The organism is Schlesneria sp. (genome assembly GCF_036405755.1).
In the GTDB taxonomy this organism is placed as follows: Bacteria; Planctomycetota; Planctomycetia; order Planctomycetales; family Planctomycetaceae; genus Schlesneria; species Schlesneria sphaerica.
On record NZ_DASWWZ010000370.1, the window covers coordinates 1 to 25,636 of the forward strand.

17 protein-coding genes are annotated in these 25,636 nt (G+C 56.0%); 10 read left to right on the forward strand and 7 right to left on the reverse strand.

Annotation, left to right across the window (positions count from 1 at the left end):
• Both VGE80_RS12680 and VGE80_RS12685 read left to right on the forward strand, forming a co-directional pair.
• Positions 1-1,470: CRTAC1 family protein (locus VGE80_RS12680; protein ID WP_440592929.1), on the forward strand; the 1,470-nt coding region annotated here is incomplete at its 5' end.
• Positions 1,467-4,418, forward strand: coding sequence for an FG-GAP-like repeat-containing protein (locus VGE80_RS12685; RefSeq protein ID WP_440592930.1), 2,952 nt, complete (start codon positions 1,467-1,469; stop codon positions 4,416-4,418). The genes VGE80_RS12680 and VGE80_RS12685, both read left to right, overlap by 4 nt.
• Before the next feature lie 49 nt (positions 4,419-4,467).
• On the opposite strand, the gene VGE80_RS12690 is transcribed toward VGE80_RS12685, so the two are convergent.
• On the reverse strand, positions 4,468-6,951 hold the full coding sequence (locus VGE80_RS12690) for an FG-GAP-like repeat-containing protein (protein WP_373652386.1): 2,484 nt from the start codon (positions 6,949-6,951) through the stop codon (positions 4,468-4,470).
• 563 nt (positions 6,952-7,514) lie between these two features.
• Positions 7,515-8,633, reverse strand: coding sequence for a formylglycine-generating enzyme family protein (locus VGE80_RS12695; RefSeq protein WP_440592931.1), 1,119 nt, complete (start codon positions 8,631-8,633; stop codon positions 7,515-7,517).
• A 504-nt stretch (positions 8,634-9,137) separates the two neighbouring features.
• Between VGE80_RS12695 and VGE80_RS12700 the strand changes: the two genes are divergently transcribed.
• From VGE80_RS12700 to VGE80_RS12720, 5 genes are all read left to right on the forward strand, one after another.
• A complete protein-coding gene (locus VGE80_RS12700) occupies positions 9,138-10,022 on the forward strand; it encodes a hypothetical protein (RefSeq protein ID WP_440592932.1) in 885 nt (294 codons plus the stop codon).
• Positions 10,023-10,168: 146 nt separating this feature from the next.
• A complete protein-coding gene (locus VGE80_RS12705; protein WP_397569774.1) occupies positions 10,169-11,164 on the forward strand; it encodes a DUF1559 family PulG-like putative transporter in 996 nt (331 codons plus the stop codon).
• Between the two features lie 36 nt (positions 11,165-11,200).
• Positions 11,201-11,620, forward strand: a complete 420-nt coding sequence (locus VGE80_RS12710; protein WP_373652390.1) for a carboxypeptidase regulatory-like domain-containing protein — start codon at positions 11,201-11,203, stop codon at positions 11,618-11,620.
• Positions 11,621-11,702: 82 nt separating this feature from the next.
• Complete coding sequence (locus tag VGE80_RS12715; protein ID WP_440592933.1) at positions 11,703-14,714, forward strand: FG-GAP-like repeat-containing protein; 3,012 nt, start codon at positions 11,703-11,705, stop codon at positions 14,712-14,714.
• Position 14,715: 1 nt separating this feature from the next.
• Positions 14,716-16,089, forward strand: a complete 1,374-nt coding sequence (locus tag VGE80_RS12720) for a DUF1501 domain-containing protein (protein ID WP_440592934.1) — start codon at positions 14,716-14,718, stop codon at positions 16,087-16,089.
• A 178-nt stretch (positions 16,090-16,267) separates the two neighbouring features.
• Here VGE80_RS12720 and VGE80_RS12725 read toward each other — a convergent pair whose 3' ends face one another.
• From VGE80_RS12725 to VGE80_RS12735, 3 genes are all read right to left on the reverse strand, one after another.
• Positions 16,268-17,161 carry a bestrophin family protein gene (locus VGE80_RS12725; RefSeq protein WP_373652393.1) on the reverse strand — a complete coding sequence of 298 codons (894 nt, stop codon included), beginning with the start codon at positions 17,159-17,161 and terminating at the stop codon, positions 16,268-16,270.
• Between the two features lie 187 nt (positions 17,162-17,348).
• Positions 17,349-17,867 (reverse strand): DUF2721 domain-containing protein, encoded by a 519-nt coding sequence (locus VGE80_RS12730; protein ID WP_440592935.1) that lies wholly within the window; start codon positions 17,865-17,867, stop codon positions 17,349-17,351.
• A gap of 70 nt (positions 17,868-17,937) precedes the next feature.
• Complete coding sequence (locus VGE80_RS12735; protein ID WP_440592936.1) at positions 17,938-18,648, reverse strand: class I SAM-dependent methyltransferase; 711 nt, start codon at positions 18,646-18,648, stop codon at positions 17,938-17,940.
• A 191-nt stretch (positions 18,649-18,839) separates the two neighbouring features.
• Here VGE80_RS12735 and VGE80_RS12740 point away from each other — a divergent pair, with 191 nt between their 5' ends.
• On the forward strand, positions 18,840-20,648 hold the full coding sequence (locus tag VGE80_RS12740) for an outer membrane protein assembly factor BamB family protein (protein ID WP_440592937.1): 1,809 nt from the start codon (positions 18,840-18,842) through the stop codon (positions 20,646-20,648).
• Positions 20,649-20,769: 121 nt separating this feature from the next.
• Here VGE80_RS12740 and VGE80_RS12745 read toward each other — a convergent pair whose 3' ends face one another.
• Entirely contained in the window at positions 20,770-21,735 is a 966-nt protein-coding gene (locus VGE80_RS12745; protein ID WP_397569769.1) for a carbohydrate kinase family protein, read from the reverse strand.
• A gap of 204 nt (positions 21,736-21,939) precedes the next feature.
• A complete protein-coding gene (purB, locus tag VGE80_RS12750) occupies positions 21,940-23,370 on the reverse strand; it encodes an adenylosuccinate lyase (protein ID WP_440592938.1) in 1,431 nt (476 codons plus the stop codon).
• A gap of 477 nt (positions 23,371-23,847) precedes the next feature.
• On the opposite strand from purB, the gene VGE80_RS12755 reads away from it, so the two are divergent.
• Positions 23,848-24,783 (forward strand): aminotransferase class IV, encoded by a 936-nt coding sequence (locus VGE80_RS12755; RefSeq protein ID WP_397569768.1) that lies wholly within the window; start codon positions 23,848-23,850, stop codon positions 24,781-24,783.
• A 78-nt stretch (positions 24,784-24,861) separates the two neighbouring features.
• The coding region (locus VGE80_RS12760) for a hypothetical protein (RefSeq protein ID WP_440592939.1) at positions 24,862-25,636 on the forward strand (775 nt) is incomplete at its 3' end.

The following is a 25,636-nucleotide window of genomic DNA, read 5'->3' on the forward strand; positions in this document are numbered from 1 at the left end:
CTTTACCGCAATGATGGAACAGGCTCGTTTTCTGACGTGACAGTTGAGGCCGGACTCGCAGCCAGTCTTGTTGGAATGGGTGGGACCGCCGCCGACTTTGATAACGACGGGTGGCCTGACATTCTGATTACATCGCTGGGACCGAATCGGCTGTTTCACAATCGGGGAGGCACCTTTCGCGAAGTAACGGACGCAACGGGCATAGCGGGAGATGCCCGTGTCTGGAGCATGGGAAGCTGCTGGGTCGATTATGACCGTGACGGTGATCTCGATCTCTTCATTGGAAACTACCTCAATTGGTCGGCCGAGCTCGATCGTGGGCTGAACTGCTGTTGGGATGGTGCCACTCGGTCGTACTGCGACCCTGATCTTTTCGCGGGTGTGCAGCCCTATTTCTATGAGAATCTTGGCGATGGGACGTTTAACGATACGACAGCAGCGGTCGGCGTCGTTGTCAAAAACCGTGATACGGGTCAGCCAGTTCCGAAAACGCTTGCTGTCGTCGCCTGCGATCTCAATGACGATGGATGGACGGACCTGGCTGTGACGGGGGATGCGGGCCAGAATCTGGCATACCTTAACACGACCCAGGGCGGGTTTCAGGAAACCAGCACGGAACTGGGCATGGCGTATGACCGCTACGGGATGGCTACACGCTCGTTCGGAATCGATTGCGCGGTCCTGTCCGATGACCAGGCGATCGCGATTGGAATGGGGCGGGCGGGAAATCTCCCCGACTCGCTCTATGTCCGATCGAAAGAGGACAAGGTTTTCACAGACCAGAGCCTTCCAGCAGGAATCGCTACGGTATCTCGTCCCTTCCTGACGTTCGGGATCTGTTTCGTAGACATGGACCTGGACGGCAATCTAGATGTGGTTCTCAACAACGGTCAGATCCAGGAGAACTTCGACACCCTTCAGCAAAGCCAGTCCTGGCGACAGACCCCTCTTCTATTCTGGCAGTCCAGATCCGATCCACCTGAGTTTGTGCCGCTGACGTCGGCTGACTGTGGTGAAGAGTTCTGCCAGCCAATCTCCGGCCGCGGGGTCGCCTATGCAGACTTCGATGGAGATGGAGATCTGGACTTGCTGATGACAACAGTCGGTGGAAGTCCTCGTTTATTCCGGAACGACCAGCAACTTAAACGGAACTGGATCGGGCTCGTCCTGCATGCGCGAACCGCGAATCGGGACGCTCTGGAAACCCGACTCGAATTGAAGATTGGCACCCGCGTCCTTACCCGTACCATTCGTCCCGTCGGTGGATATCTGTCCCAGCATCAGACCTCTTTGGTCGTCGGCCTGGGCGAATTCAAAGTCGCCGATGGCCTGACCATTCGCTGGCCAGATGGCTCGCAGGAACACCTCGCTGATGTCTCAGCAAATCAGGAAATCCATCTCGTGCAGAAGAGCCCGGATGGTCAACCGAGTCTTGCTGAGGCCATCGACGACACGAGAAGGACAGAATGACTTCAGCGAAATCCTGGAGCACAGGTCCACTGTTCACCGGCGTGACGTTCGTCGCGGTGACAGTTTGTATTCTCGGGTGGCTGGCAACGCGGGAATGGCTATCCTCAGACGAATTGTTTCGGCGAGGGATCGAAGCGGTCGAACAGCAACGAATCGCTGACGCAGAACGCTACGCGGCGCGTTTGCTGAAGCAGGATCCCCAGTCCAGCGAGGGGATCTATCTCACCGCCCTGACACTACGCGAGACAGGTAGCTGGCGAGAAGCGACCGACCATTTTAACCGGATCCCTGATGACGGTAGCAGCATCTCGGTCAAGGCCCGTTGTGCCGCGGGGGATCTCTACCTGTTCCGGGGTTTCCAGCTTTCGAAGGCGGAGGGGATGTTCCGCCGTGCCTTGAAGCAGAATCCACTTCACGCCGACGCCCATAATCGGATGGCCTATATCCTCGGCCTTCAGTCACGCAACTACGAGGCTCTTCCCCATCGCCTTGCCCTCATCAACTCTGGCTCACCGACGGAAACGGACATCTATTTGATCGCTCTGGGCGATCGAGCGATGGACGACCCTAAAGTCATCTCTCAGTATCTGAGCCATAATGACAGCGACCCTGCAGCGATACTCGGCTGGGGACGTCTCATGGCAGAGCAGGGCCATCAACTTCAGGCTGAGCGAGCTTTTCGGACCGCTCTCCGTTCCCCCGCACACGCTTCCGAGGCGTTGTCGCGCTGGGGATTGATGATGATTTCAGATGAATCCACGATGGACATCCCCGAGTGGTGGGAAGCTTCGCGACGAGAGAATCACCATCCGGGAGTCTGGTACGTTCGTGCTGTCCTGGCCAGCCGACGCGGCGAAGGCATGTCGGCCGCTCGCTGCTACTGGGAAGTACTACGCCGCGATCCTGAGCAGGCAACGGCAAGTTATCGACTTGGGCAACTCTTGCTTCAGCTTGGCCGAAAGACAGAAGCCGAAACCTTCCTGCAGCGGGCCAGCCTGCTGGAGGAATATGCTCGCGCTGCCGAACTCGCGTTCCGCGTGGGAGAAGAGTTTCACATCAAACTGGCCCGAGACACGGCTCAAAGGTGCAGGCTCGAAGTGGAACAGACAGCGTGGACCCGCATCCTTGAGGGATTTCAGCAAAAGAAAGGTTCCGTCCCGAGACGTGTCACGGAACCCGTGTCCGTTGCCGGGGAAATACTGACCCGTTCCCATCCCGAATCGTCCCCCGCACTGCAGTTTGATTTGTCGGGTTGGGCGTGGGACACGACTTCGTCATCAGAAGGCGCCTCGTCTCTCACCATGGCTCAGCCCATCGCTGAGTCGTCAATTCAATTCGAGGACTCAACCGCGAGCACCACCCTCTCATTCCAATACATCAACGGCGGAAGTCCTGCCGAAGGCATCAAGCATATGTTTGAGGTCACCGGCGGGGGTGTGTCCGTCATCGACTTCGATCGCGATGAGTGGCCCGACCTCTATTTTCCTCAAGGGGGGGACTGGCCAGCCGGAACTGAGCGAACGGAAACAGACCGTCTGCACCGTAATCTAGGGAATGGATCGTTCCGCGATGTCACGGAGTCTGCAGGACTTGTCGAGCGTGGTTTCAGCCTGGGAGCGTCGATCGGAGATATCAATGGGGATGGATTCCCTGACATTTATGTCGCGAACAGCGAAGCCGATCGGTTGTTTCTGAATCAGGGTGACGGGACGTTTATGGATGTCACCCGACAAGCGCGAATTGCGGACCACGACTACGGGGCGAGCGCAGTCATTGCTGACTTCTCTGGAGACGGTTTCCCAGACATCTACGTGGTCAACTATCTCGCGGGCGACGATCTGTGGGATCGAGTCTGCGGCGGAAGTGATGGCATCGCCCGCTCCTGTCTGCCTCAATCATTCCCTGGGTCCCATGATCGCTTCTATCTCAATCAGGGGGATGGAAGCATCGATGATCGAACGTCCTCTGCCGGTGTCGGGGACTTCGTCGGTAAAGGTCTCGGCGTCATTGCAGCCAGGTTCCCGAACTCGGGTCCCCTCGGACTTTATATTGCCAACGATGTCGGCCCCAACTTTCTACTGCATAACACCCGATCTGCCGATGGTTTGGAGCCTCATTTCACAGACGAAGGACTGGCAAGCGGATCAGCTCTCAACGCCGACGGTCGAATTCAGTCCGGGATGGGTGTCGCCGCAGGTGACATTGATGGAAACGGGTTGATCGACCTGTTCGTGACCAACTTTGAAGGGGAAACAAACACCCTGTACCTTCAAACCGAGCCGAGCCAGTTCGAAGACGCGTCAGTGCGGTCCGGCCTGGCAGATCCAAAGCGAAACCTCGTCGGATGGGGGACACAGTTTCTCGACGCCGATCTGGATGGATGGCTCGATATCGCCATCACCAACGGCCATGTGAATAATCTCAGCGACCTCGGAAAGCCATATCAGATGAGACCCGCCCTCTTTCGCAATCGCGGCGGCGGGCAGATGGTTCCTCTCACCCCAGCGAAGGTCGGGGATTATTTCGAACGATCATACCTCGGTCGCGGAATGGCCCTTCTCGACTGGAATCGTGATGGTTACGAAGACATGGTCATCACTCATCTGGATGTCCCCGCAGCGTTGCTGACGAATCGCACGTCCCCCACAGCACACGGCATCAGGCTGTTCTTTTCCGGTACCAACTGTGAGCGAGATGCTATCGGCACGGTCGTCCGAATAAAAACCGGTGCAAGAACAATTGTTCGTCAGCTCACTGCAGGGGATGGCAATCAGAGCACAAATCAACGCTGTATCGTCATTGGATGTGCCGACGACTCAACCGTCGATTCGATAATCGTTGAATGGCCCAACGGCTTCGTCCAGTCGTTTTCCTCCCTGAAACTCAATTGCGATTATCGAATCATCGAAGGTACAAAGACTCCCTATTTGTTACGCTCATGGAAATAGCGTTCATCGCGTTTCACCCCGGGAGTACACCGTTCGCCTGAATCGCCTGTCATTCTTCTTGAATGACAAGGGACTGATTCGCCGTTATTGGCCCCGCCACGGTCTGGGATCGTCCAGAGGGCCAATGAACTTCGATCTGCTCAACGACGGTCGACGTTCCCAGCCCGAAATACAAAGGCAAAACACTTTGGGACAAGTAGCCAGACTTGCCATCGTGCACTTTCAGCGAACGCTGGTCGGCAGTCTTGATGGCAACAACCGCTCCGCACCCATCTCGGTTCGAACCCTTTCCGATCAATGTCACCTTCAGGTAGTTCAGCTGCTGCTGGTCCGACAGGTTACTGATCAGGACCAGTGGCTCTGATCCGAAATCGTTTGTAACAATGTCGAGGTCGCCGTCGTTATCCAGATCAAAGATAACAGAGGACCGCGATCCGATGGCGGACCAGACGGTCAGGTGCCCCGTTCGTCCCTCGCAATCGAGATGTCCTTCGTCCGCTCCCGAGCAGTCAACTTCAAACCAGGGAAGGGCAGTGCGACCGTCGCTGCGAGGTTCAACCCCCACGACAAATTCGGCGTCAACAAAACGCTTTCCGGCCTCATTCAGTAAGAGCGAGTTCACTGCGTAGCGGAACGGAAAGTTCATGCTGGCAGTGATGAACACGTCATCAAACCCGTCCGCGTTGAGATCACCGACACTCAGTCCCCACGGCCAATAGTTTTCAGCACCGACCTGGTCGGAAATTTCGGTATACGAGTCCGGTCCCAACTTTCGGTAGAGCGCATTCCCCCAGACGCTTTCTCCTTTCGTCTGAAGGAGCGATTCGGGCCAGACCATCTGAGACTTTTCCTTTTCCCTGTCCGGGCCCACCTGCTGACTCATGTCGGAATGCATATCGGTGATGTATATGTCGAGCTGTCCGTCGTTATCAAAATCAAAGACTTTCACTCCCATCGCTCCCCACGGAGTTTTGGGAAATAGCTCGCGACTTCGCTTCCGAAATTCTTTGCCTCCGATGTTTTCGTAGTACTCGTTATGTCCCTGCATATTCAGGATGTAGAGGTCAATCCATCCATCCTGGTTCGCATCCAGTGGAGTCGCATCCCCCGACCAGCTTTCGTCAACCAGCTTCATATCCGTCGTCACATCGGCAAATTTGAGGTTGCCCAGATTGCGATACAAAATGCTTTTCTCATTCCGTTCTTCAGGTTTCAGATGCCCGGCGAAGGCATCCGGAAAAGCAACGTGGTAACCCTCCGGGGCCAGTTCGTTTGAGGAATACGCCCCCACATTGCAGACGAAGATGTCCAGCAGGCCATCTCGGTCGTAGTCGAAGAGCACCGCCGCCGAAGAGTGTCCCACATGACCGACTTCGGCAACTGCCGTGACGTCGGTGAATTTCCCGTTTCCTTCATTTCGGAAGAGGACATTGCCTCCTCGGACCGTTGTCACGAACAAATCAGGGTCGCCATCGTTGTCGAGATCTCCAAACGACGCCGTCACACCAATCCGCCCCTTCAGAGCGACTCCCGCAGTTTCAGTCATGTCCTGGAAGATCCCGCCCCCCATGTTCTTCCAGAGCTGATGACCTCCGAGTTGCGACACAAAGTACAGGTCGATGAGACCGTCGCCATCGACGTCGGCGGCGGCAACTCCGTTTCCGTGATCGTAGTGCGTCGCCTGATACCGCTTTGCAGCATCGGGGACCACTCGGTTCACGAAGCCAATGCCGCTCGAACCCCGGTGATCTGCAAAAGAGAACTGATGAAAAATTGAAGACTCTTTGATCTGCTCTCTCTGGCGCCGGGCGCGTTCATCGAGCCAGGGAGGGGACATGATCTCGTCCGGGACCGGTTTCAGTTCCGCGATGAGGGACTTCACATCCCGTTTCAATGAATTCAAACTGCTTTCGGAGATTCCGTTGTAGTACCCCCGCACACGCCCCAATTGATCGACAAGGACAAACTGAGAGCTATGCAGGATTGGCATGGCAACATTCGCTACGTCCTCTTGTACAGGCAGCTTGAAACCCTGCCGGCAGAGTTCCCACAAATCCTGACGCGGCCCCGTGAGGAAATCCCAGTAGCGATGATCAATCCTGCGAGTTTCCGAGTAACGCGCGAGAATCGCGGGTGTGTCAAACTCTGGATCGACAGTGAAACTGACGAGTCTGAGCTTGTTCGATGCGACTTCCGTCTTCAGTCGGTCACTCAGGTCCGCCAATTTCATCGTCTGCTGAGGACACGTCGAAGTACAACGAGTGAAGATGAAATTGGCGAGCCAGACTTTGCCGTAGTACTTGCTGGAACGAGCGATTTCTCCTGACTGGTCGACAAGAGAGAAGGGAGGAATTTCTCCCAAGACGGGCAACCTGTCCTCTCGCGCAGGGCGGTCCTGATCATCGGACTTGGATTCCACCGCAACAGGAACCTCGACCGCTGCGCTTGGTGCCGAATCTCGGCCGCACCCCATCAGGAATACGACTCCGACGATTCCGGAGAACAGGAACGTGGTACATGCTGATCGGTGCATTACGACTCTCACGGCCACAGGCCATCTCTCTCGTCAAAATCTCTTCGGGCACGGCGATCAACGCGGTTCGCAGGTACTTACCCAACGTCGAAAATTCTCAGCGGGATCGACAATGAAGCGTCCTGACAGGCGACGGTGACTTCCGCCACAAAACTGATCACCGACGAACTCGAGCGACTCGTGACGCAAGGGGGGAATTTCCAGCTCAAATTGCAAGTCAGGTACTGCCATCTGCCGAAGTTGCAGCGAAGGGAGTGAAATTGAATAAAGGTAATCGCCGCTGCTCATTTGAAGCGTGACTGCGACGCCTCTGGGCAAATGAAATGGTCCTTGCGTGCATACATCATCAGCCGTGTGCAATCTTTTGTCGGGCCCCGGATACCGCATGGTCCAGTGAAGGTCGCCCCCCCGCATCTCGAGAATGAGTCGTTCACCTGGAACCACGGATGGAGATGAATTCTCGAGCAAGCGAGTTCGGGAGTGACTCGCACCGAGATGCTGCGCACACAGCGCGAGTGCGAGCACCGCAACGCTGACCGCCATCCGTTGACGGACAGAATCTTTCATGGCAACTCACCCGTCTGTTTAGCATCCGGCGGTTCCTTATCCGTACAAACGACGCGAAACCCGACAATACAGTTTCGAATTTGTGGCTGCAGGCAGACACGGTCGGCAGATCGAGTGAAAGTGGTCAAACTGAGGAATGAACCACCCCGGGTGATTCGGGCTCCGGAAGGAATCGGCTCGTCGGACGGAGGCAGTTTAAGCCCGTCATAACCAACCTCGGGCCAGAAGTCAGCGCACCATTCGAACACATTCCCATGCATGTCGTAGAGTCCGAACGGATTCGGACGGAAGGTACCTACGGGTGCAGTGAAAGCAAAACCGTCACTCCACTCCACGGACCATGTGGCAAAGGGATAGGCCGCCTGCAATTTGGAATCGCACAAGTTGCTGTAATCTTTCAGCGATTCTACCGAATCACCACAACTCCATTTCGTCGTCGTTCCGCCCCGACAGGCGTATTCCCATTCCAGTTCTGAGGGAAGGCGATATCTCAACGGTTCCTTTGTTGTGAGCCAGTCACAAAATGCCATTGCGTCTTCATACGCGACGTTAATTACCGGGTGATCATCAGTTTGGAGAAACCCCGTGGACTTCCACGAACTTCCGGCCTTGGGTTCCAGTCTCCTGGACTGCGAATTGAAGGCAAAGCCCATATTCTCTCGCTCCGCCATCGTTTCATACCCGGTTGCCGCGACAAACTTTCGGAACTCGCCGAAGGTCACTTCATAGACGCCGATCGAAAACGGGCCTTTGACGTCTGCCCAGTGCTGAGGTTTCTCATCAGGCTGGGCTTCTGAATCACTCTCCGGCGAACCAATGAGCACACGCCCCCCTGGAAGCGTGACCATGCGAAGACCGATACTATTTTGGAAGCTGATGAGTGGTTCGGCGGAGCGAGAACTTTCAGCCGTCTCAGACGTGGTCTCCAGATCAGGGGAAAGCGCCCGGGGGGAGGCGGTCGTCGCCAGCTCAACTTTGGCATGCGGCCATTGGACCTCGTCAGATGACAACGACGGGTCCGAGCAGCCACCACACAATAGCAGAATCAGCGGAACTGGAAACGCGGAAACCCACTTTCCCCGCAAGGACATCGTTTTGACCTGGAGGATCGTCATACACATTTTCCGGCAAATCGAGTCGCTTAGGCGCCGCTGACGTCTGATTTCGAGAACGAGGAATCGCGGGAGATTCCGTTCGCAAGTTTGGTGCCGACGTTCGCTCATTGACGCCCCTTTTATGAGTCCACTCACGACGTGGTCAAAAGGAAATCACTACGACAACTGTGGCTCACTAATTTACGCTCATAGGGTATTGACCATTCATGCAAGCACGGGCTTCGGTATCGATTAGCCGCCATGGCTGGCAGCTTTGCAACGAATTGTCGCAGTAATCGTGTCGTAGTCCCCCCATCTTGCTTACTAGGGTGGTCGTCATCAGCAGGCGACAGACGTCCTGGAGGAACCGCTTCCCACGGCATGCACTTTGCGTGTCCACTGTCGATTGTATACAAATCGATTGTTGGTTATATTTTGTAACAACTTCGTTTGCAATCGACGGTATCACTCCTGTCTGACGCTTCAGCCTTGGTTTTCAGCCCTTTCGGCGTAAGGAAGCTGCGAATGAATTCCGATTCGACACTCGCGACGGCACCGAGAGATCAAGTGGGCCTCACAGAGGATCCGACCAAGGTTCAAGCAGCGATGCCAGTAATTACGGCACCAGCGACGAACGTGGCATCCCGGCGTCTCTCGCTGCTGACGACGATCATCGTCGCGTTGCTGGGAGCGGCAACTTCACTCCCCGCGGTTATGTCGCTTGATGGAGCATTCCCTGTCGAAAATCTCTCGGTAGAAATGACGAATCGAATCCGCGCCCGGCGTGACGACCCGATTGCCTGGGCAAAAGAGCGGTCAAACCGTTGGACATCCCTCTACAAAACGACCGCCTCGTCCCTGGGTGTCTTCGGTGCCGCTACGGGCGCCTTCTTCGGCTTGCTTCTTGCCTTTCCACACTCTTCACCCACGACCATGCTTCGGATGACTCTTTCGGGCAGCCTACTGGGAGGGACGTTCGCCGCTGCCGGTGGCGTACTAGAAGCGGCACTTCTAATGAACCTTGAGACACTCGGGCTGGACCCTTCATTGAAGACGATCATCGGTCACGCTGTCGGGTGGAGTGGAATGGCAGCGGGCTTGTCATTGCTTCTGACCTCGGTCAGGACAGATTCGATTGGCTACCTGCAGCGTCTGATCTCCGGCGCGGTGGGAGGGGCGCTTGCAGCGCTAATCTATTCGCCACTCTCTGCAGTGCTGTTTCAGCTCGAACGTTCAGATATGTCCATTCCCGAAGGAACACTGAACAGACTGATGTTTCTGACAATCGCAGCACTGTTTGTCCTGATCGCAGTTCAGCGACCGATTCCAATCCCGAACAAAGGATCTGAGTCAGAAACTTCTGATTCGTCCCTTCCATCTCCGACGACGGTGTCAACGCCGACAATCTGATGCAGATGATATCCCGCTAAGAAGCGTTCTTTACTTTTTGCTCTTTTGTGTTTCGCGTCTTACCGCTCTGAGGGGTCGTGTTTCAAGCATTTTCGCTTCGACATTTGATTCCGCAGGCCTTTTTTGTTCGGGAACGGAGGTTACTGATGATCATGAAGAGACAGTCCTACGTAAGGCATCTATTACGAAAGGCGAGGGGATTTACGCTCATTGAACTGCTGGTCGTGATTGCCATCATCGCAGTTCTGATCGCTCTGCTGTTACCCGCGGTACAGCAGGCCCGTGAGGCAGCCCGCAGGACCCAGTGCAAGAATCATCTCAAGCAGATGGGGCTTGCACTGCACAACTACCACGACACTTACAACAGTTTTCCCCTGGGCAATCACGCCAACTACCTGGGGAACTGGCGGCTCAGTATTCTTCCCTATCTGGATCAAGGTACCGTCTTCAACCAGATTACCTTTACTTCCGAGCCGGGTGACTTCAACGCCTGGGGCGGCACGTACGGAATTAACTCCGTACTCCGGGGACTGCTCGTTCCGGTCTACAACTGTCCCTCCAATCCTTTGCCCCGTAATTCGACACTGGGGGTCATGAACAATTTCGACCGTGGCCAGACCATGGACTACGTCGGAATCTCGGGTGGAGTTGATGAGTTAGCCCCTAATCGCTGGGATCCCTCCGGACAGGGGCTTTGCACGGACATCGTTTACTCTGGACGTGCTTGTCATAACGGTCTGCTGCCTGCTCTGCGAAACCAGAACATGCGTGACGCGGTTGACGGCACCTCCAACACCATGATCGTGGGCGAGCAATCTGCTGCGCTCGACAATCAGGACGTTCGCGCGAACTACTGGGGTGGCTGGGGCGGCACCAGCCTTGGTCGTACCGTATTCCCCGCGGTCACCGGTTGCGAAATCGTCGTGGGGATCACAACTGTCCGTTATCAGATCAATGCTTCGGGTGCCGCCAGCGGCAATCAGCCCTGGTATTTGAATACAGTACTGAACTCACATCACACGGGAGGATGCCAGATTCTTCTCGCAGATGGATCGGCTCGATTCATCTCGCAGAATGTCGATTTGGGAACACTCATCAGGCTCTCCGTCATGAACGACGGCAAAACGATCGGTGAGTTTTAAGTGGTCTTGCGAGCACGAAAAAAGTGAAAGGTTGATATGAAGCGCGCACTATCACATCTGTTCTTATTTGGTCTGATATTGATGGGGTTGAATGGTTGCGGAAAATCGGGGCCCCCGAAATACCCTGTTTCCGGCTCCGTCACGTTCAAAGGAACTCCTGTCACCGAAGGGATGATTACCTTTTACCGGCAGGATGGCGGGGGAATTGTGGCGTACATCGACGGTTCTGGAAACTTCATCATGGACAAAGGCCTGATCGAAGGGCAGTACCGTGTTTACGTCGAACCGCCTCCGAGTGTCCTGACGCCACCTCCTCCGGGTGGTCCGCCAAAGACACCCCCCAAGACGTATCCAAATTTTCCGGTCAAGTACCGCCAAGCCGCGACCAGTGGCTTGCTCGCAACGGTTGAACCCACCCGGAGCGGCAATACGTTTAAATTCGATATGCAGCCCTGACGGGTTCATCCCCGTTCGTTGTGTCCTCGTTCTTCTTTACAGATTTGCCTTACAGTGATGTCACCGGCGATTGAGTGACGCAATGTCTCGACCAATGACGAGAGCTCTGGTTACCTTCTCAGCCGCTCTGGCGTTTGCCGGAGCGGCGTTCTGGTGCTATTTCCTCGGTTCTCCTGACCTCGACGCGACACTGGCTGCGGCGAGAGCGGCCTTTGAAGAGCGACGCTTTGCAGACGCCGTTCGTCTTTCCCGCCGCGTATTGACACTGGACGAGAACAATGCTGCGGCGATCGTCATCGGGGGTGCCGCTGCCACTGCAGAGCAGCAGTTCGATCAGGCCTGGAGTTTTTACTCACAGCTTGGCGAAATTGACACCTCACAAAAAGCCAATGCAGGCTCCGTTGCCGCCCACCTGCTCGCTTTTCAACGGCACCAGCTTTCCTCTGCCGTAAATCTCAATCTGAAAGTTCTTCGCCACGATCCCCAACACGTCGGGGCGAACAGCGGATATGCAGATCTGCTCGGTCTGACAGGCCAGCGCTGGGAAGCAATTCCGCCGACACTGAAGCTGATTCGCCTAGGAGCATTTTCAACGAGTCAATTGATCCTTATCGGATCGGAGACTGGCGTTCACGACGATGCCCCCTTATTGAAGGCCTGCGTTGAGGCCGCTCCAGACGATCCGCTCGCTGCACTGGGGATGGGATGGAATGCCTATCGGGCCGGACGCCTCGATGAATCGCGTTGCTGGGCGGCGCTCGCGGTGAAACTTGACCCCCAGCAGATTTCCGCTCAAGCCTTGCTCGGGGGACTGCTCGCAGCACCGGAAAGTCGCCTTAGCGAATTTGTCGCCTGGAATTCACAACTCTCCGAATCCGCCCGGGAGCATCCAGAAATCTGGCTTGCGCTCGGGCAGCGAGCGCAAGTGGAAGGCATGAACGATGCAGCCATTCGCTGTTACTGGGAGTCAATTCGCAGGAATCCCAATTACCGACTTGCCCTGAACCGGCTGTCGCAATTGCTGCTCCAGCCAGATGAAGTGGAGCGGGCTCAACCCTTTCTGCATCGTTTAGAACTCCTGCAGGAACTTAAAGATGCGGAAGCAGCTCTCTTCACGGGAGTGCAGGAATCGCTTAAACCGCTTCAGCGCGTAGCAGAGCAAATGGAACGACTGGGCCGTTACTGGGAAGCCTGGGGTTGGAGCCAACTTGCCCAGCGTCTCGACCCGCAAGCTTCCTGGCCATCCCTCATGATTGAAAGCATGCGACGACGACTGACAGATCATTCGCCATTGACGGACGAAGCATCCAATCCCGCCATTCAGGTTGATCTCTCGATGTACCCCGTACCTAACTGGCCTGTCACTAATCAGGGACGTCAGACGTTTGCCTCGACGAATTCCCCGGCCCCGACAGCCATCTCTTTCTCGGATGACGCGGCAGCGACAGGAATCCACTTTACATATTTCAATAGCGCCGCCCCCCAAACTGCGGGTCAGCAAATGTTCGAATTCACAGGGGGCGGGGTCGGAAGCACTGACTTTGACCTCGACAGTTGGCCCGATCTCTATTTCACCCAGGGGTGCAAATGGCCGGTCGAACTCTCGCGAACCGAGTATCTGGACAGGCTCTACCGGAATCTCGGAACAGGCCAGTTTCTGGATGTAACCGACTCGTGCGGAATTCGTGAGTCCGGGTTCAGTCAGGGGCTGGCTTTCGGCGATTACGACAACGACGGATTCCCGGACCTTCTGGTTGCAAACATCGGGGGTAACCGTCTTTTTCACAACGAAGGGGACGGTACCTTCCGTGAGACGACTCATCTGCTGCCGCCGCATGAAGGGCGCTGGACGACAAGTTGCGCGATCGCCGACTTGAACGGCGACACATGGCCCGACTTGTACGCAGTGAACTATCTGTATGCGGAAGATGTTTTCGAACGGATGTGCCACCATAAAGATGGCGTGCCAAGGATGTGTGCTCCCTTCGAGTTTCCTGCAGCGGAATCCCAGTTCCTGCTCAATAACGGGGACGGTTCATTCAGCGACGCGTCCGTGGTATCAGGTCTCGCAGCGCCGAACGGCAAAGGATTGGGGCTTCTGATCGCGGATTTCCACCAGTCCGGCAAACTCGATGTGTTCGTCGCCAATGATCTTGTCTCCAATTTCTTTTACACCAATCGCGCGCCACACCGGGGTGGCTCACCTGAGTTTGAAGAGGTGGGACTATCGCATGGAGTCGCACTTAACGCGGACGGCCAGGCACAAGGGTGTATGGGAATTGCAGCGGATGACTTTAATGGCGATGGTAAGCTGGATCTGTTCGTGACCAACTTTTACATGGAATCGAACACCCTTTACCTTCAGGTCGAGAACGACGCCTTCGTCGATGCGACCGCGTCTGTCGGCTTAACACAACCCAGCCTTCCGATGCTTGGCTTCGGAGTTCAATCGATTGACGCTGATACGGATGGCCTTCGCGATTTTCTGGTAACGAACGGGCATGTGGACGACCAGCAAGCATACGGTCAGCCGTACGCGATGCGTCCACAAATCTTTCGAGGACGGGAGGATGGAATCTTTCAGGAGATTTCTCCCCAATCCGCAGGCCCGTTCTTTCAGCGTGAGTATCTGGGACGAGGGATGTGCCGACTTGACTGGAATCGCGATGGGAAAGAAGACATTGCGATTTCTCATCTTGAAGCCCCCGCCGCGTTGTTGACGAACCGCACGACGTCCGCCGGTCACTCACTCGTCATGCATCTAAGGGGTATCCAATCTGACCGTGACGCGATCGGAGCGATCGTCACCGTCCTTGCCGGAGAGCGCAAGCAGACGCAACACCTCACGGCAGGGGATGGATATCAGGGATGTAACCAGCGGTCGCTTACTTTAGGATTGGGTCAACACACATTGGCAAGCGAAGTTACGATTCGCTGGCCAAGCGGCATCCGTCAAACTTTCCTAAATGTGCAAGCCAACCACGAATGGTTATGTTTAGAGGAACAACCGGATCTGATTCCGATCTCTCCGGTGATTCCTCAGAGTGCTTCGGTGATTGCAATGCATGTCTCGCGAGAAGTGGCAGAGGACTGATATGAAACAGCAACTGAATTGCCTGGGACCTGCGACGCGACGTGAGTTCATGCGGATCGGGGCTTTGGCCCTGGGAGGTATGACGCTTCCTGACGTCCTCGCCAGCAGGGCAGCGGCAGGTCAGTCCCATTCCGAAACCTCGGTGATTCTCTTCTGGATGTGGGGCGGTCCCAGCCAGCTCGAGACCTACGACCTGAAACCGAATGCGCCAACGGACTATCGCGGCCCGTTCCGGCCTATTGCCACCAATATCCCCGGCATGGATATCTGCGAGCATCTGCCGCTGCAGGCGAAAATAGCGGATAAGTTCTCAATCATTCGATCGCTGCATCATGAAATGTCTGCCCACAACGACGGCAGCATCGAGGTGCTGACCGGAAAAACACCGACCGTTCCCGACGTGACCTCCCAGGCTCGTTCCGAGCATCCTGACTTTGGCATGATCGCGGCCCGGATGCGGGGTCCTCGACCGGACGGGCTTCCTCAGTACGTCGGCGCTCATAAAGCACCGTTCATGACGCAGCCTCAGTACCTGGGCCTCAGCTCAAAAGCGTTCGAAACGGGAGACCCTTCGGTGAAGGATTTTTCCCCACCAAACCTGAAACTGATCGCCGATACAGACAACAACAGATTCATTGAACGTCGGTCGCTGGTCTCACAACTCGACCGGTATCGCCGGGATCTTGATCTGAACGGCTCTCTTGATGGCATTGATCAATTTCGTGGGGCAGCTTTTGACATCCTCTCGAGCACCTCGGTTGCCGCAGCGTTTGACTTAAAACAGGAACCGGATTCCGTCCGCGAACGCTACGGTTCCCATCGCTGGGGACAAAGCTGTTTGCTTGCACGACGACTGGCCGAAGCGGGAGTCGCGGTCATCAACATCGATGCGACGGCGACCAATGATAAGAGTCCTCACTTCAGCTGGGACGACCATGCCGCCGCGTTTGATCTGGGCGTCGCCAACTGCGAACGCCTCCCGCAAATGGATCAGGCGCTCAGCGCACTCATCGGGGAAATTTTTGAACGGGGCCTTGATCGGAAAATCCTCGTTCTTGCCTGCGGAGAATTCGGGCGCACGCCTCGCCTGGGTTTTGCACAAACCAATTTCCAGGGGCAGCCGAGTTACGGACGAGACCACTGGCCACAGGCGTTCAGTGCCTTGATCTCAGGGGGTGGCCTGCGAATGGGACAGGTCGTTGGGGCCACGAACTCAAAAGCAGAATACCCGACACAATCTCCCGTGACTCCCCAGGATCTGCTCGCGACCGTCTATCGGCACCTTGGTATCGACGCTGCCCACAACTTTATCAACTTCGCTGGGCGCCCTGTTCCGATCCTTCCCTTTGGGGATCCGATCAAGGAACTGATCTAACCCCAGGCGGCGGTCATCATCGCTGAGAGGAAGTACCACGCTTCGATAGGCCCGCTGCAGGCTATCTGGAATCCGATTGCGTTACTGCAGACTTCAGGAAATTCTGTTCTCGACCAAACGAGGAATGCCTGCTCGCAAGTTAAGCGAGGGGACCTTGAGTCCCATCGTGCTGACGGTCCTACTTGCTGATCGCATGCATGGAACGTGTGGCGAGTTGTCCGGTGTCGCGTGCGATCGTCAGACAGTAAGACTGCATGTCGAGACAATTATCGTCCGTGCCGAACGGGTCCTCGATTTCCACGCTCGCCTCTTCCATTCCAAACTGGCCCAGCGAGATCACGATCATCAACAGGGGCGACCACCATCCGCAGCGTTCGCACAGGACGAGAGGGAGAGTGATCAGGTAGGCCAGAATCAGTTGCTTCACCATCACGACGTAAGCAAAGGGCAAGGGTGTTTTCTGGATCTTCTCACACGCCCCTTGTGCATCGACCAGTTTCGACAACTGCTCTTCAAGTTGACGGACAGTCATCGTGTCGATGGTTCCCGCCCGAAACTGGCGTCCGATCCAGGCCGAGATCGCTGCGGCAACACCAGTGGGGGGATTGCCGAAGCTCTCGACAGACTGCCGGACTTTCTCACTCAGGTAGTATTCCGTGTCCTGCGTATCGCGGTGTCCTTGTAACGACCGTCGCAGACAGATTGCAAAACCTGCAACCAGTCCAGCCAGTTCGCGACCTTCAGTTGAGAATTCGCTTCCGATTCGCACCAGATTTCGACTGGCATTGATGATCTGTCCCCAGCTCGATCGGCCTTCCCAATATCGGGCATTCGACGAGTTCATCCGGAACACAATCAGAAACCCGAGCAACGACCCCAGCACCGCGTGTGCGACCGGATCAATCCCGAAGAATTTGTCGTACAGCCCGGTACTCAACCCCGCTTCGTAGACCAGTTGAACGCCAGCTGCATAAGAGGTGAACAGCAGAACGCGTCCCGCGACTCGTGAGAGCGCAGTCCCCTTCCAAGAGAATGTCGTCTTCCACCAACTGTACCGATTATATTCGATCATTCGTTACGTGTACTGCCTGTTTCCGTTTTCCGTGAGTCGCATGATCGTAGCGATGGTATTGTCCAAATGCCATTCGCGTCTGATCATGACTTATTCGAGCAGTTGCATTCCGACGACGTTCCGTGCTCATCGGCACCTTAAACAGCGACTTCGTCGTTAAACGTTTCGCAAGCGCGATCAGTCAGGACTACGGATAAGTGTTCTCTTTGCTTCCCATCGGGTCGAGCCGTTCGATCCGATCAAAGACGTTCTCAACGCGTTCAGAGATCACTCGCACCGCGATCTTTGTTTCCCTGAGCAACAGCAGTGTCCCGTAAACCATTGCGCCAACCGCGACCATCCCCGCAATCACTGCTGCGATTTCCATGGTAATCACCAGAACTGCAAGCTGCGCAGGAGCAGTTACCGCCCCGAGCAGCGAGACGAACGCGGATGAAGCAAACGCTCCCAGCGCGAGGTAAAGGCTTCTCAGTGCGTGCAGCAGCAGGAGCGCACGACGCTTGGCTGCATTGACCTCCCGCAGTCGCCGCTGTGCATCTTCGGACTCATACCGCGTCGTCTCTTCAAGCTGCTTCGACAATTCACGGGCACGGTCGACGCTGCGGGCGAGCCGATTGCTGGTGCTCATGATGAGGACCGAGGTTGCATTCGTCAGGATCGCCGGAGCAACGATCAAGGACAGGACGGCGAAAGGATTCGTTTCCATTGGGAACTTTAGACTCGAAGAAGGTCTCTGCGCATCAAGAATCGGCTGGGATGGGCTGGAGCTGGACGCTTCAGACAGACTTCACTGCACCAAAGGCCGCAAAACAACTGTTCTTATGCAGTATTTCGACCTGCTGGAACCCCACTTGCCGCAGCAGATCCAACTGAAACATCAGCGGACGCGGCGTATCTTCCTGCTCGATGTAGGCATAAACATGATCACGATAGGCTTCGTCCTTAAAACCTTTCAAATAGTCTCCATAGCGATGCCACATGAGGGACTGAATGGCAGGAATTGAGCTTTCCACCAGATCAAAGATCCAAATGGATCCGCCCGGTTTCAATGCTCGATGGAAGCCCTCGAAGACGCTTTTCCATTCCGCATCGGTCCGCAAATGATGCAGGACCGCAGCCGCGAGGATGATATCACACCCCTCCGCTGGCAGTGCAATCTCGCGAATATCCCCTTGAAGGGTTGTTACTTGACCTGACGTTGCCGCTTCAACCCGTCCCTTGGCCCGTTCAAGCATGGGCAGGCTCAGATCAATCAGCGTCGCATCGAGATTCGGCTTTTGTTCGAGCAGTTTGAGCGTGTAATTTCCGGCGCCGCATCCCACATCAACGACTCGCTGTCCAAAAGGAGTTGCAGCAATAGCGGCCTGAGCGACCAATTCCATGGCGAGGGGAGCATCGACTGTCGCCGACTGACCTGTCGAGAGATTTGAGAACCTTTCCACATCCGCATCAAACCGACGTCGGATCTCTTCCACCGTGGACTTCATTCCGTTTTCTCCTGCTTTTTCTTGACTGATTCGACCGCAATTGTCAGCACGGATGAATTCCCACTGATGCGTGACGATTGCCATGACCAACCCGGCGATTCGGGGCTGCCAAAAATGAGAGTGATTTCTAAGATAGTTGATAGAGCATCGATTCGAAACGCTCTCACATCTTCGACCGAAGGTAACTTCTCATGTCTGATGGCCAACTGCAAACTTTCCCTGATACGACGGCGTCTCCCGCTCCCTCTCAGCTTCGATTATGGCCCGCGCTCGTCATTCTGGGCGCGTGGGGATTAACTCAGATCTGGTCCCTTGTCGGTGAACCATTTCCCCTGAAGTTCTTCCTGACGATGCTTGTCAGCCCTGCTGTTGCCATGGTGCTCCTGCTGGTCTGGTGGCTCTTTGCCAGTCGTGTCCGCTGGAACGACCGGTTACTGATCGCGGGCACGTTTGTCCTTGTCGCGATGATCACGGTACTGGTTGCCGGAAAGAACTTTCCTGCCCTGGCTCTGGTCCTCTTTGCAGTGCCAATGGTCGCCGTGTTATGGGTTGGGTGGCTGCTTCTCACCTACTGGTTGCCGTGGTCAGTCCGGAAGACGGGTCTGATCCTGATTTTTGTCGTAACGGGAGTGTATTTCTCCCTCTTGCGTGTGGATGGGATGGATGGAAACTTTAAGTCGACTTTCAATTGGCGGTGGATCCCCACCCAGGAAGAAAAGCTCCTTTCTGAATTAAGGAGAGCAGATCCGACTCCCCAGAACCCCGAACCGAATGAAGCGATGGAACTCAAGGTCACAGACGGGGACTGGCCCGCTTTTCGCGGTCCTCAACGTGACAGTCGCTTGACGGGGACTCACATCCGCACTGATTGGGACACCGCTCCTCCCAAAGAGCTTTGGCGGCACCGGATTGGCCCGGGCTGGTCATCGTTCTCGGTTATTGGCAGCCACCTGTTCACACAAGAGCAACGGGGTGGTGACGAACTCGTCATGTGCTACGACACCAACACAGGAAAGGCGATCTGGGAACACCGTGATGCCACTCGTTTCGAAGAGATCGTTGCAGGTCCCGGCCCTCGTGGAACACCCACGTTTCATGAAGGTCGCCTGTACGCTCAAGGGGCAAATGGGGTACTCAATTGCCTGGATGCGGCCACCGGCAAGCTTTTCTGGTCGGCTGATATTGTGAAAGATTCCGGGGCGACCGTCCCTCAGTGGGGATTTTCAAGTTCTCCCTTCATCTGTCGTGGACTCGTTTCAGTCTTCGCGGGTGGGCCGGATGGAAAAAGCGTCGTGGCCTATCATATCGAGAACGGAGATCTCGCCTGGACCGGCGGCGAGGGTCTGCAGAGTTACTCTTCAACCCAGTCGGCCGTCATGGATGAAGTCGAACAACTCCTGATTTCGACCAACGCGGGGATCTGTGCTCTGGATCCTGATACGGGAAAAACGCTATGGGCGCATCACTGGCCCGTAGAACAGGCCCGTATCGCCCAGCCCGCCATCCTGACGAGTACCGATTTGCTGGTCGGAACGGGGATGTCCGAGGGAACTCGACGACTTCATGTCCAAAAGGACGGGGACCAATGGAAAGTCAGCGAACTGTGGACCGCCCGAGTCTTCAAGCCTTATTTCAACGATTTTGTCGTGGCGGGAGACGATCTTTATGGCTTTGACGGCAACATTTTCATGTGCATCGGCCTGAACGATGGCAAGTTAAAGTGGAGGGCTCGAGGCTATGGCAATGGTCAGGTATTGCTCGTCGCAGCGGACAATCTCCTGTTGATCCTGACGGAGCAGGGGGAGGTGGCCCTTGTCGAAGCCAAGCCCGATCATCACAAAGAAGTCAGTCGATTCAAGGCGATTGAAGGTAAGACCTGGAACCATCCTGTCATCGCACACGGTAAGTTGTTTGTCCGCAATGCCGAAGAGATCGCCTGCTTTGAATTGACCCTGCGGGATACGGCCCCCGTATCGTCGCCCTCCGCCGCCTCAGACTGAGAAGTTGGCCGGCACACCGATCTCAACTGCTCACAAGAGGAATGAAGGTCACAGGCGATTGTTCGATCGGGCCCGCAACTCCATTCCTGCGGTGCCCCGATCCAGCGTCGCTGACGTCCGACTATTCATCCAGGTTTTCAATATCAAGTCGGGTCTTCGACACGAATTCGGCCAGTTCCCGAGCGTTAAAAACCCCCGTTGTCGCGCCGACTGAACGGACACAACTGGCTCCCATGGCACTGCCGAACTTCAGACACTCTTCTTCGGGTACACCCCGCAAAACCCCGTAGAGGAACCCGGCAGTGAACGCATCCCCGGTTCCGGTGGCATCAACGGGAGTGACCGGATAGACACCGGACCTGATGAGTTTCCCTTCACCCGCCAGCACTGCGCCATGCTCGCCGTGAGTGACAATGGCGGTGCCGGCCCCGAGATCCCGCAACGCCTCAACCTGCTTGACGGCACCCAGTTCACCCGTGATTCGACGGGCTTCGTCATTATTACAGAAGAAGTAGTCGGTCCAGGGCAACACACCTGTCAGCCACGCCATCGTGTCTGTATTTTCCGAGAGCACGACGTTGAGGAACGTTTTAACGTTGTTTTCCCGAGCCAGACGGAACAAGCGGATGGCTTGTTCGGGTTTCAGTGAGTCCATCAGGCAGAATCCCCCGATGAAGATCGCCTTCACCCCCCGAATCTGCTCGGCGGTGATCTCGTGACCGTCGAACTCGCCGTTGGCACCAACGCAGTGTACGAATCTGCGATCCTCGCCCGCCACGTTAAGGACAAACGTGCTGCTGGTCGGAGCCGTTGGGCTGACTTCAATCAGGGACGTATCAACCCCCGAATCGCCAAGTAATCGGCAAACTTCCCGACCGAACAAGTCTGAGCCGACGCGACCGGAAAGACCGACGTTGAGACCCAACCGGGCAAGGTCGACCCCCAGATTGGCCGAACATCCCCCAATCGAGAACTGAATGCTCTCGGTTTTGGTCAACGCGCCGGCCCGTGGCATTTCTTCGATTGGGTGGCAGACCATATCGGCAACAACAATTCCCACGCAGAGACAATCGAGTGTCTTCGCCATCGCAGATCCTATCCAGAAACGTGTAAAAGCAAGAATTGCAGTCGTCGTTCCACCACTGTGGGAATCAACGGGGACTCTACCGAGCAAACATCGAGAACGGGATCTCAGTCAATCAATCAACGCCGCTGGAGGCACAGGCGCAAACGAGAGACGCCCGTGCCTGCCAAAGCGGATTGACACTCAGACCCCTCGGTTTTGCAGGTCTCAAACGTGCAATTCTTCGACTGAGCGGTTCAGATCGCCGGCATACTTCCGGCGGATCGGTTCGATCACGTCTTCGATGAAGCGGTCAACCTGCTCCGGCGAGCGGCCGATGAACCGTTTTGGATCGAGAGCCCCTGTCAAATCGACATTGGCGAAGCTCGGCTCTTTCTTTAATCGGTCGATCAGGTCGTTGGCCTGGCCGTGAGCCTTCACCTGCTGGCCTGCTTCGATACTGTGGACCCGGATTTTTTCATGGAGTTCCTGACGGTCACCTCCCGCGCGAACACCCGCCATCAGAATCTCTTCTGTCGCCATGAAGGGGAGTTCCTCTTCAAGATGCCTGGCGATGACCTTGGGGTAAACGACCAGTCCCTCGACGATGTTCCGATACAGGATCAGGATCGCGTCAGCGGCCAGGAAGGCCTGTGGGATGGTCAGTCGACGAATTGCACTGTCGTCCAGCGTTCGCTCCATCCATTGGGTTGCAGTCGTCTGAGCGGCCGAAGACGACAATCCCATAACGAATCGAGCCAGACCGCACATCCGTTCGGAACGCATCGGGTTCCGCTTGTAGGCCATGGCCGACGATCCGATCTGGTGCTTCTCGAAGGGCTCTTCCACTTCCTTGCGACTTTGCAGCAGTCTCAAATCGCTGCCAGCCTTGTGCGCCGTTTGTGAGAGTCCTGCCAGTACGTCGATGACCTGCGAGTCGACTTTTCGCGAGTAAGTCTGCCCGGTCACGGCATAGGCCGAATCGAAACCAAGCTTCCTACAGACGATTCGATCGAGTTCGTCCACTTTGGAATGATCGCCATCGAACAGTGCCAGGAACGTCGCTTGTGTCCCGGTCGTCCCTTTGACGCCGCGCAGCTTTAGCGAATCGATGCGGTGTGAGAGCTCTTCCAGATCGAGGACCAGGTCGTAACACCACAGCGTCGCCCGCTTGCCGACGGTCACCGGTTGCGCCGGTTGGAGATGGGTAAATCCGAGGCAGGGGAGATCTCGATATTCGGCGGCAAACTTTGCGAGTCGGTCAATGGTCGCGACCAGTTTTGCGCGCAGCATTTCCAGTCCGCGGCGCATCAGAATCAGATCGGTGTTGTCGGTGACATAGCAACTGGTGGCCCCCAGGTGAATGATCGGCCGGGCCAGCGGGCAGACATCTCCATAGGCGTGGACGTGTGCCATCACATCGTGACGCAATCGTTTCTCATGCTGTGCCGCTGCGGCGAAATCGATGTTGTCGACATTTGCCTTCAGTTCATCGACCTGAGCCTGACTGATTTCGAGCCCCAGTTCCCGTTCCGATTCGGCCAGAGCAACCCACAGTCGCCGCCACGTCGAATGCTTGGTCTGTGGAGACCAGAGCTGGCTCATCTCTGTTGAGGCATACCGACCGATCAGCGGATTGTCATACACATCGTGGTTCAAAACTTGTCACCCTTCGCAGTTGACTTCAGTAAACACAATACAAAACAAAGCTCTCGCGAGCGGAATATCGTTTCTCGGGAAGCAGAATCCCATCGTAACTCATCCTGCTCAATTAAAAAATCCGTCCGTTGTGCCGGAATATCGCGGCATCAGGGCGATCAACCGATCCGAGGTATTTGATTCGTCAAATGAGGACCTTTTCCCTGAGGCACCGGCATGAATTCAAGGGCCGGTCCCCGCGCGGCTGCACCGAATTTCCCTTTTGTTCCAGCGTCTCAGAAACAGCCTGAAAAAACCGAAAAAATGCATTGCTCTGTTCTTCCGGCAGGGGATCGCGAAGTAGTCCATCCTTGACGGTAAGTCGCTCCAAAGTCACAAGATACAATGGATTTGGTCGGTCCATCACTCAAAACCTTTCGACTTGCAGCGATCCTCCGTTCCCGCGTCTTGAGTTCCTTGAACATCGGAAACACTCCCATGAACGAAGCGATTGCCTATTTGAATGGTGAGTTTCTTCCCGTCTCGAAGGCGGCGCTGTCCGTTTTTGACCTGGGAGTCGTTGCGGGGTCGTCCGTTTCGGAAATGGCAAGAACATTTCGGCATGTCCCCTTCCGCCTTGACGAGCATCTACGACGGCTCGAGCAGTCGCTGGACGTCGTCAAGGTCGATCCGGGGCTTTCGTCATCCGAAATCCAGTCGATCTGCCTTCAAGTTGTCCAGAACAATGCCAAGCTGATCCCACGGGATCACGATCTGGGACTGATCATTTTTGTTACCGCCGGTCAGAACCTGACCTATCTGGGAATGCATGAGCGAACCCGGGCACGGACACCCTCAGTTTGCGTTCATACATTCCCGCTCCCATTCGAGCTCTGGTCCGGTCGTTACCTTACGGGCCTGCATCTCGTGACAACTTCTGTCAAAAGCCTACCAGACGATGTCATCGACACCCGCATCAAACACCGCAGCCGCCTTCACTGGCATCTGGCCGACCTGGAAGCGAAGAAAGTTGACCCGGCCGCCATGGCGCTTTTGACCGATCACGATGGGTTACTGACGGAGACCGGGACGGGAAACCTCTGCATCGTGACGGGGTCGACGATTGCGACGCCCTCCCAGCACGTTCTTGCTGGAATCAGCCGTGATGTCGCCGGAGAGCTGGCAACGTCGCTGGGGCTCACTTTCGTTACCGCCCGCATCCGACCGGATGAACTTTCGCGAGCAACCGAGGCCTTCCTCACTTCGACTCCTCATTGCATGCTACCCGTAACCCGATTCAACGGCAGCCCGATTGGAGCCGGAGTTCCGGGTCCTGTCTTCCAACGCCTGATGGCTGCATGGAGCGACCTCGTGGGAGTCGATATCGTGAAGCAGATGCATGACGGCGCGCTGTCGAGGACGGCGACGCCGTAGCCGGAGAACCGGTGCCACGACGCACCCTGATAAGCCTGGCTGCATGATGGATGTTTCGCCCTTGTGAAGGGAAATCGAATGCGTCGCTGGTGGATCCTGCTTACGGCGTTACACCTTGCCTCACAGGTCGCTTCCGCCGCCGACCGATATTCTGCTCTGTTTGCAGACGGAACCAGGGCAGAAGCACCGGAGGTTCTCGACTGGAACGAACCCGATGCTTCCGCCCGCATCGGTGACAAACCTCTCTTCAGTACAGAAAGTCCCTTCCGCTGGTTGCTCGATCGACAAACCCCGATCCCCCCCGTCCCTGTTTCCTACCTCGAGTTCGACAACGGTGACCGACTGGCGGGTGAGGTGACTGGTTACTCGACCGGTCGAGAGAACACCTACGAATCTTCGTTCCCTTACCTGCTGGTCAAGCCTGCGGCGGATATTCAACCTCCCGACGTGACGAACCCCGTCATTCTACGAGTGACCACGGATTGGCTGCGCAGAATCGTCTGGACGCCGGTGGCCCCCCAGTCTCCACAATCAAGCCAGACTCTCCAACCAGGAACGGTCTGGCTGCGAACGGGACATTCCCACTCGTTCCGTTCGCTACGCTGGGCCCCTCAGGGGGTGACTCTACTGACGGCAGAGGGCATCAAGGAATTTCAGCTTGCCGACCTGGCCGAACTCCATCTGCCCGAACGGGACCCGTGGAACTCTTATTACGAGCAACTGGCGGTTCTGTCTCCTCAACTGAAGTCACGGCTCCTGCAGCTTCGAACAGGCGATGGCAGTATCTGGACGACATCGACGGAACGATTTCAAGCTCGACATCACGGCGACCGCAACAGGCCGGAACAGTGGC

Coding starts and splice junctions, on each gene's coding strand:
- VGE80_RS12730 (WP_440592935.1), bottom strand. CDS start 17,867: ATGGAAACGAATCCTTTCGCCGTCCTGTCCTTGATCGTTGCTCCGGCG.
- VGE80_RS12685 (WP_440592930.1), top strand. CDS start 1,467: ATGACTTCAGCGAAATCCTGGAGCACAGGTCCACTGTTCACCGGCGTG.
- VGE80_RS12720 (WP_440592934.1), top strand. CDS start 14,716: ATGAAACAGCAACTGAATTGCCTGGGACCTGCGACGCGACGTGAGTTC.
- VGE80_RS12690 (WP_373652386.1), bottom strand. CDS start 6,951: ATGCACCGATCAGCATGTACCACGTTCCTGTTCTCCGGAATCGTCGGA.
- VGE80_RS12735 (WP_440592936.1), bottom strand. CDS start 18,648: ATGAAGTCCACGGTGGAAGAGATCCGACGTCGGTTTGATGCGGATGTG.
- VGE80_RS12755 (WP_397569768.1), top strand. CDS start 23,848: ATGAACGAAGCGATTGCCTATTTGAATGGTGAGTTTCTTCCCGTCTCG.
- VGE80_RS12710 (WP_373652390.1), top strand. CDS start 11,201: ATGAAGCGCGCACTATCACATCTGTTCTTATTTGGTCTGATATTGATG.
- VGE80_RS12700 (WP_440592932.1), top strand. CDS start 9,138: ATGAATTCCGATTCGACACTCGCGACGGCACCGAGAGATCAAGTGGGC.
- VGE80_RS12745 (WP_397569769.1), bottom strand. CDS start 21,735: ATGGCGAAGACACTCGATTGTCTCTGCGTGGGAATTGTTGTTGCCGAT.
- VGE80_RS12725 (WP_373652393.1), bottom strand. CDS start 17,161: ATGATCGAATATAATCGGTACAGTTGGTGGAAGACGACATTCTCTTGG.
- VGE80_RS12740 (WP_440592937.1), top strand. CDS start 18,840: ATGTCTGATGGCCAACTGCAAACTTTCCCTGATACGACGGCGTCTCCC.
- VGE80_RS12715 (WP_440592933.1), top strand. CDS start 11,703: ATGTCTCGACCAATGACGAGAGCTCTGGTTACCTTCTCAGCCGCTCTG.
- VGE80_RS12705 (WP_397569774.1), top strand. CDS start 10,169: ATGATCATGAAGAGACAGTCCTACGTAAGGCATCTATTACGAAAGGCG.
- VGE80_RS12695 (WP_440592931.1), bottom strand. CDS start 8,633: ATGACGATCCTCCAGGTCAAAACGATGTCCTTGCGGGGAAAGTGGGTT.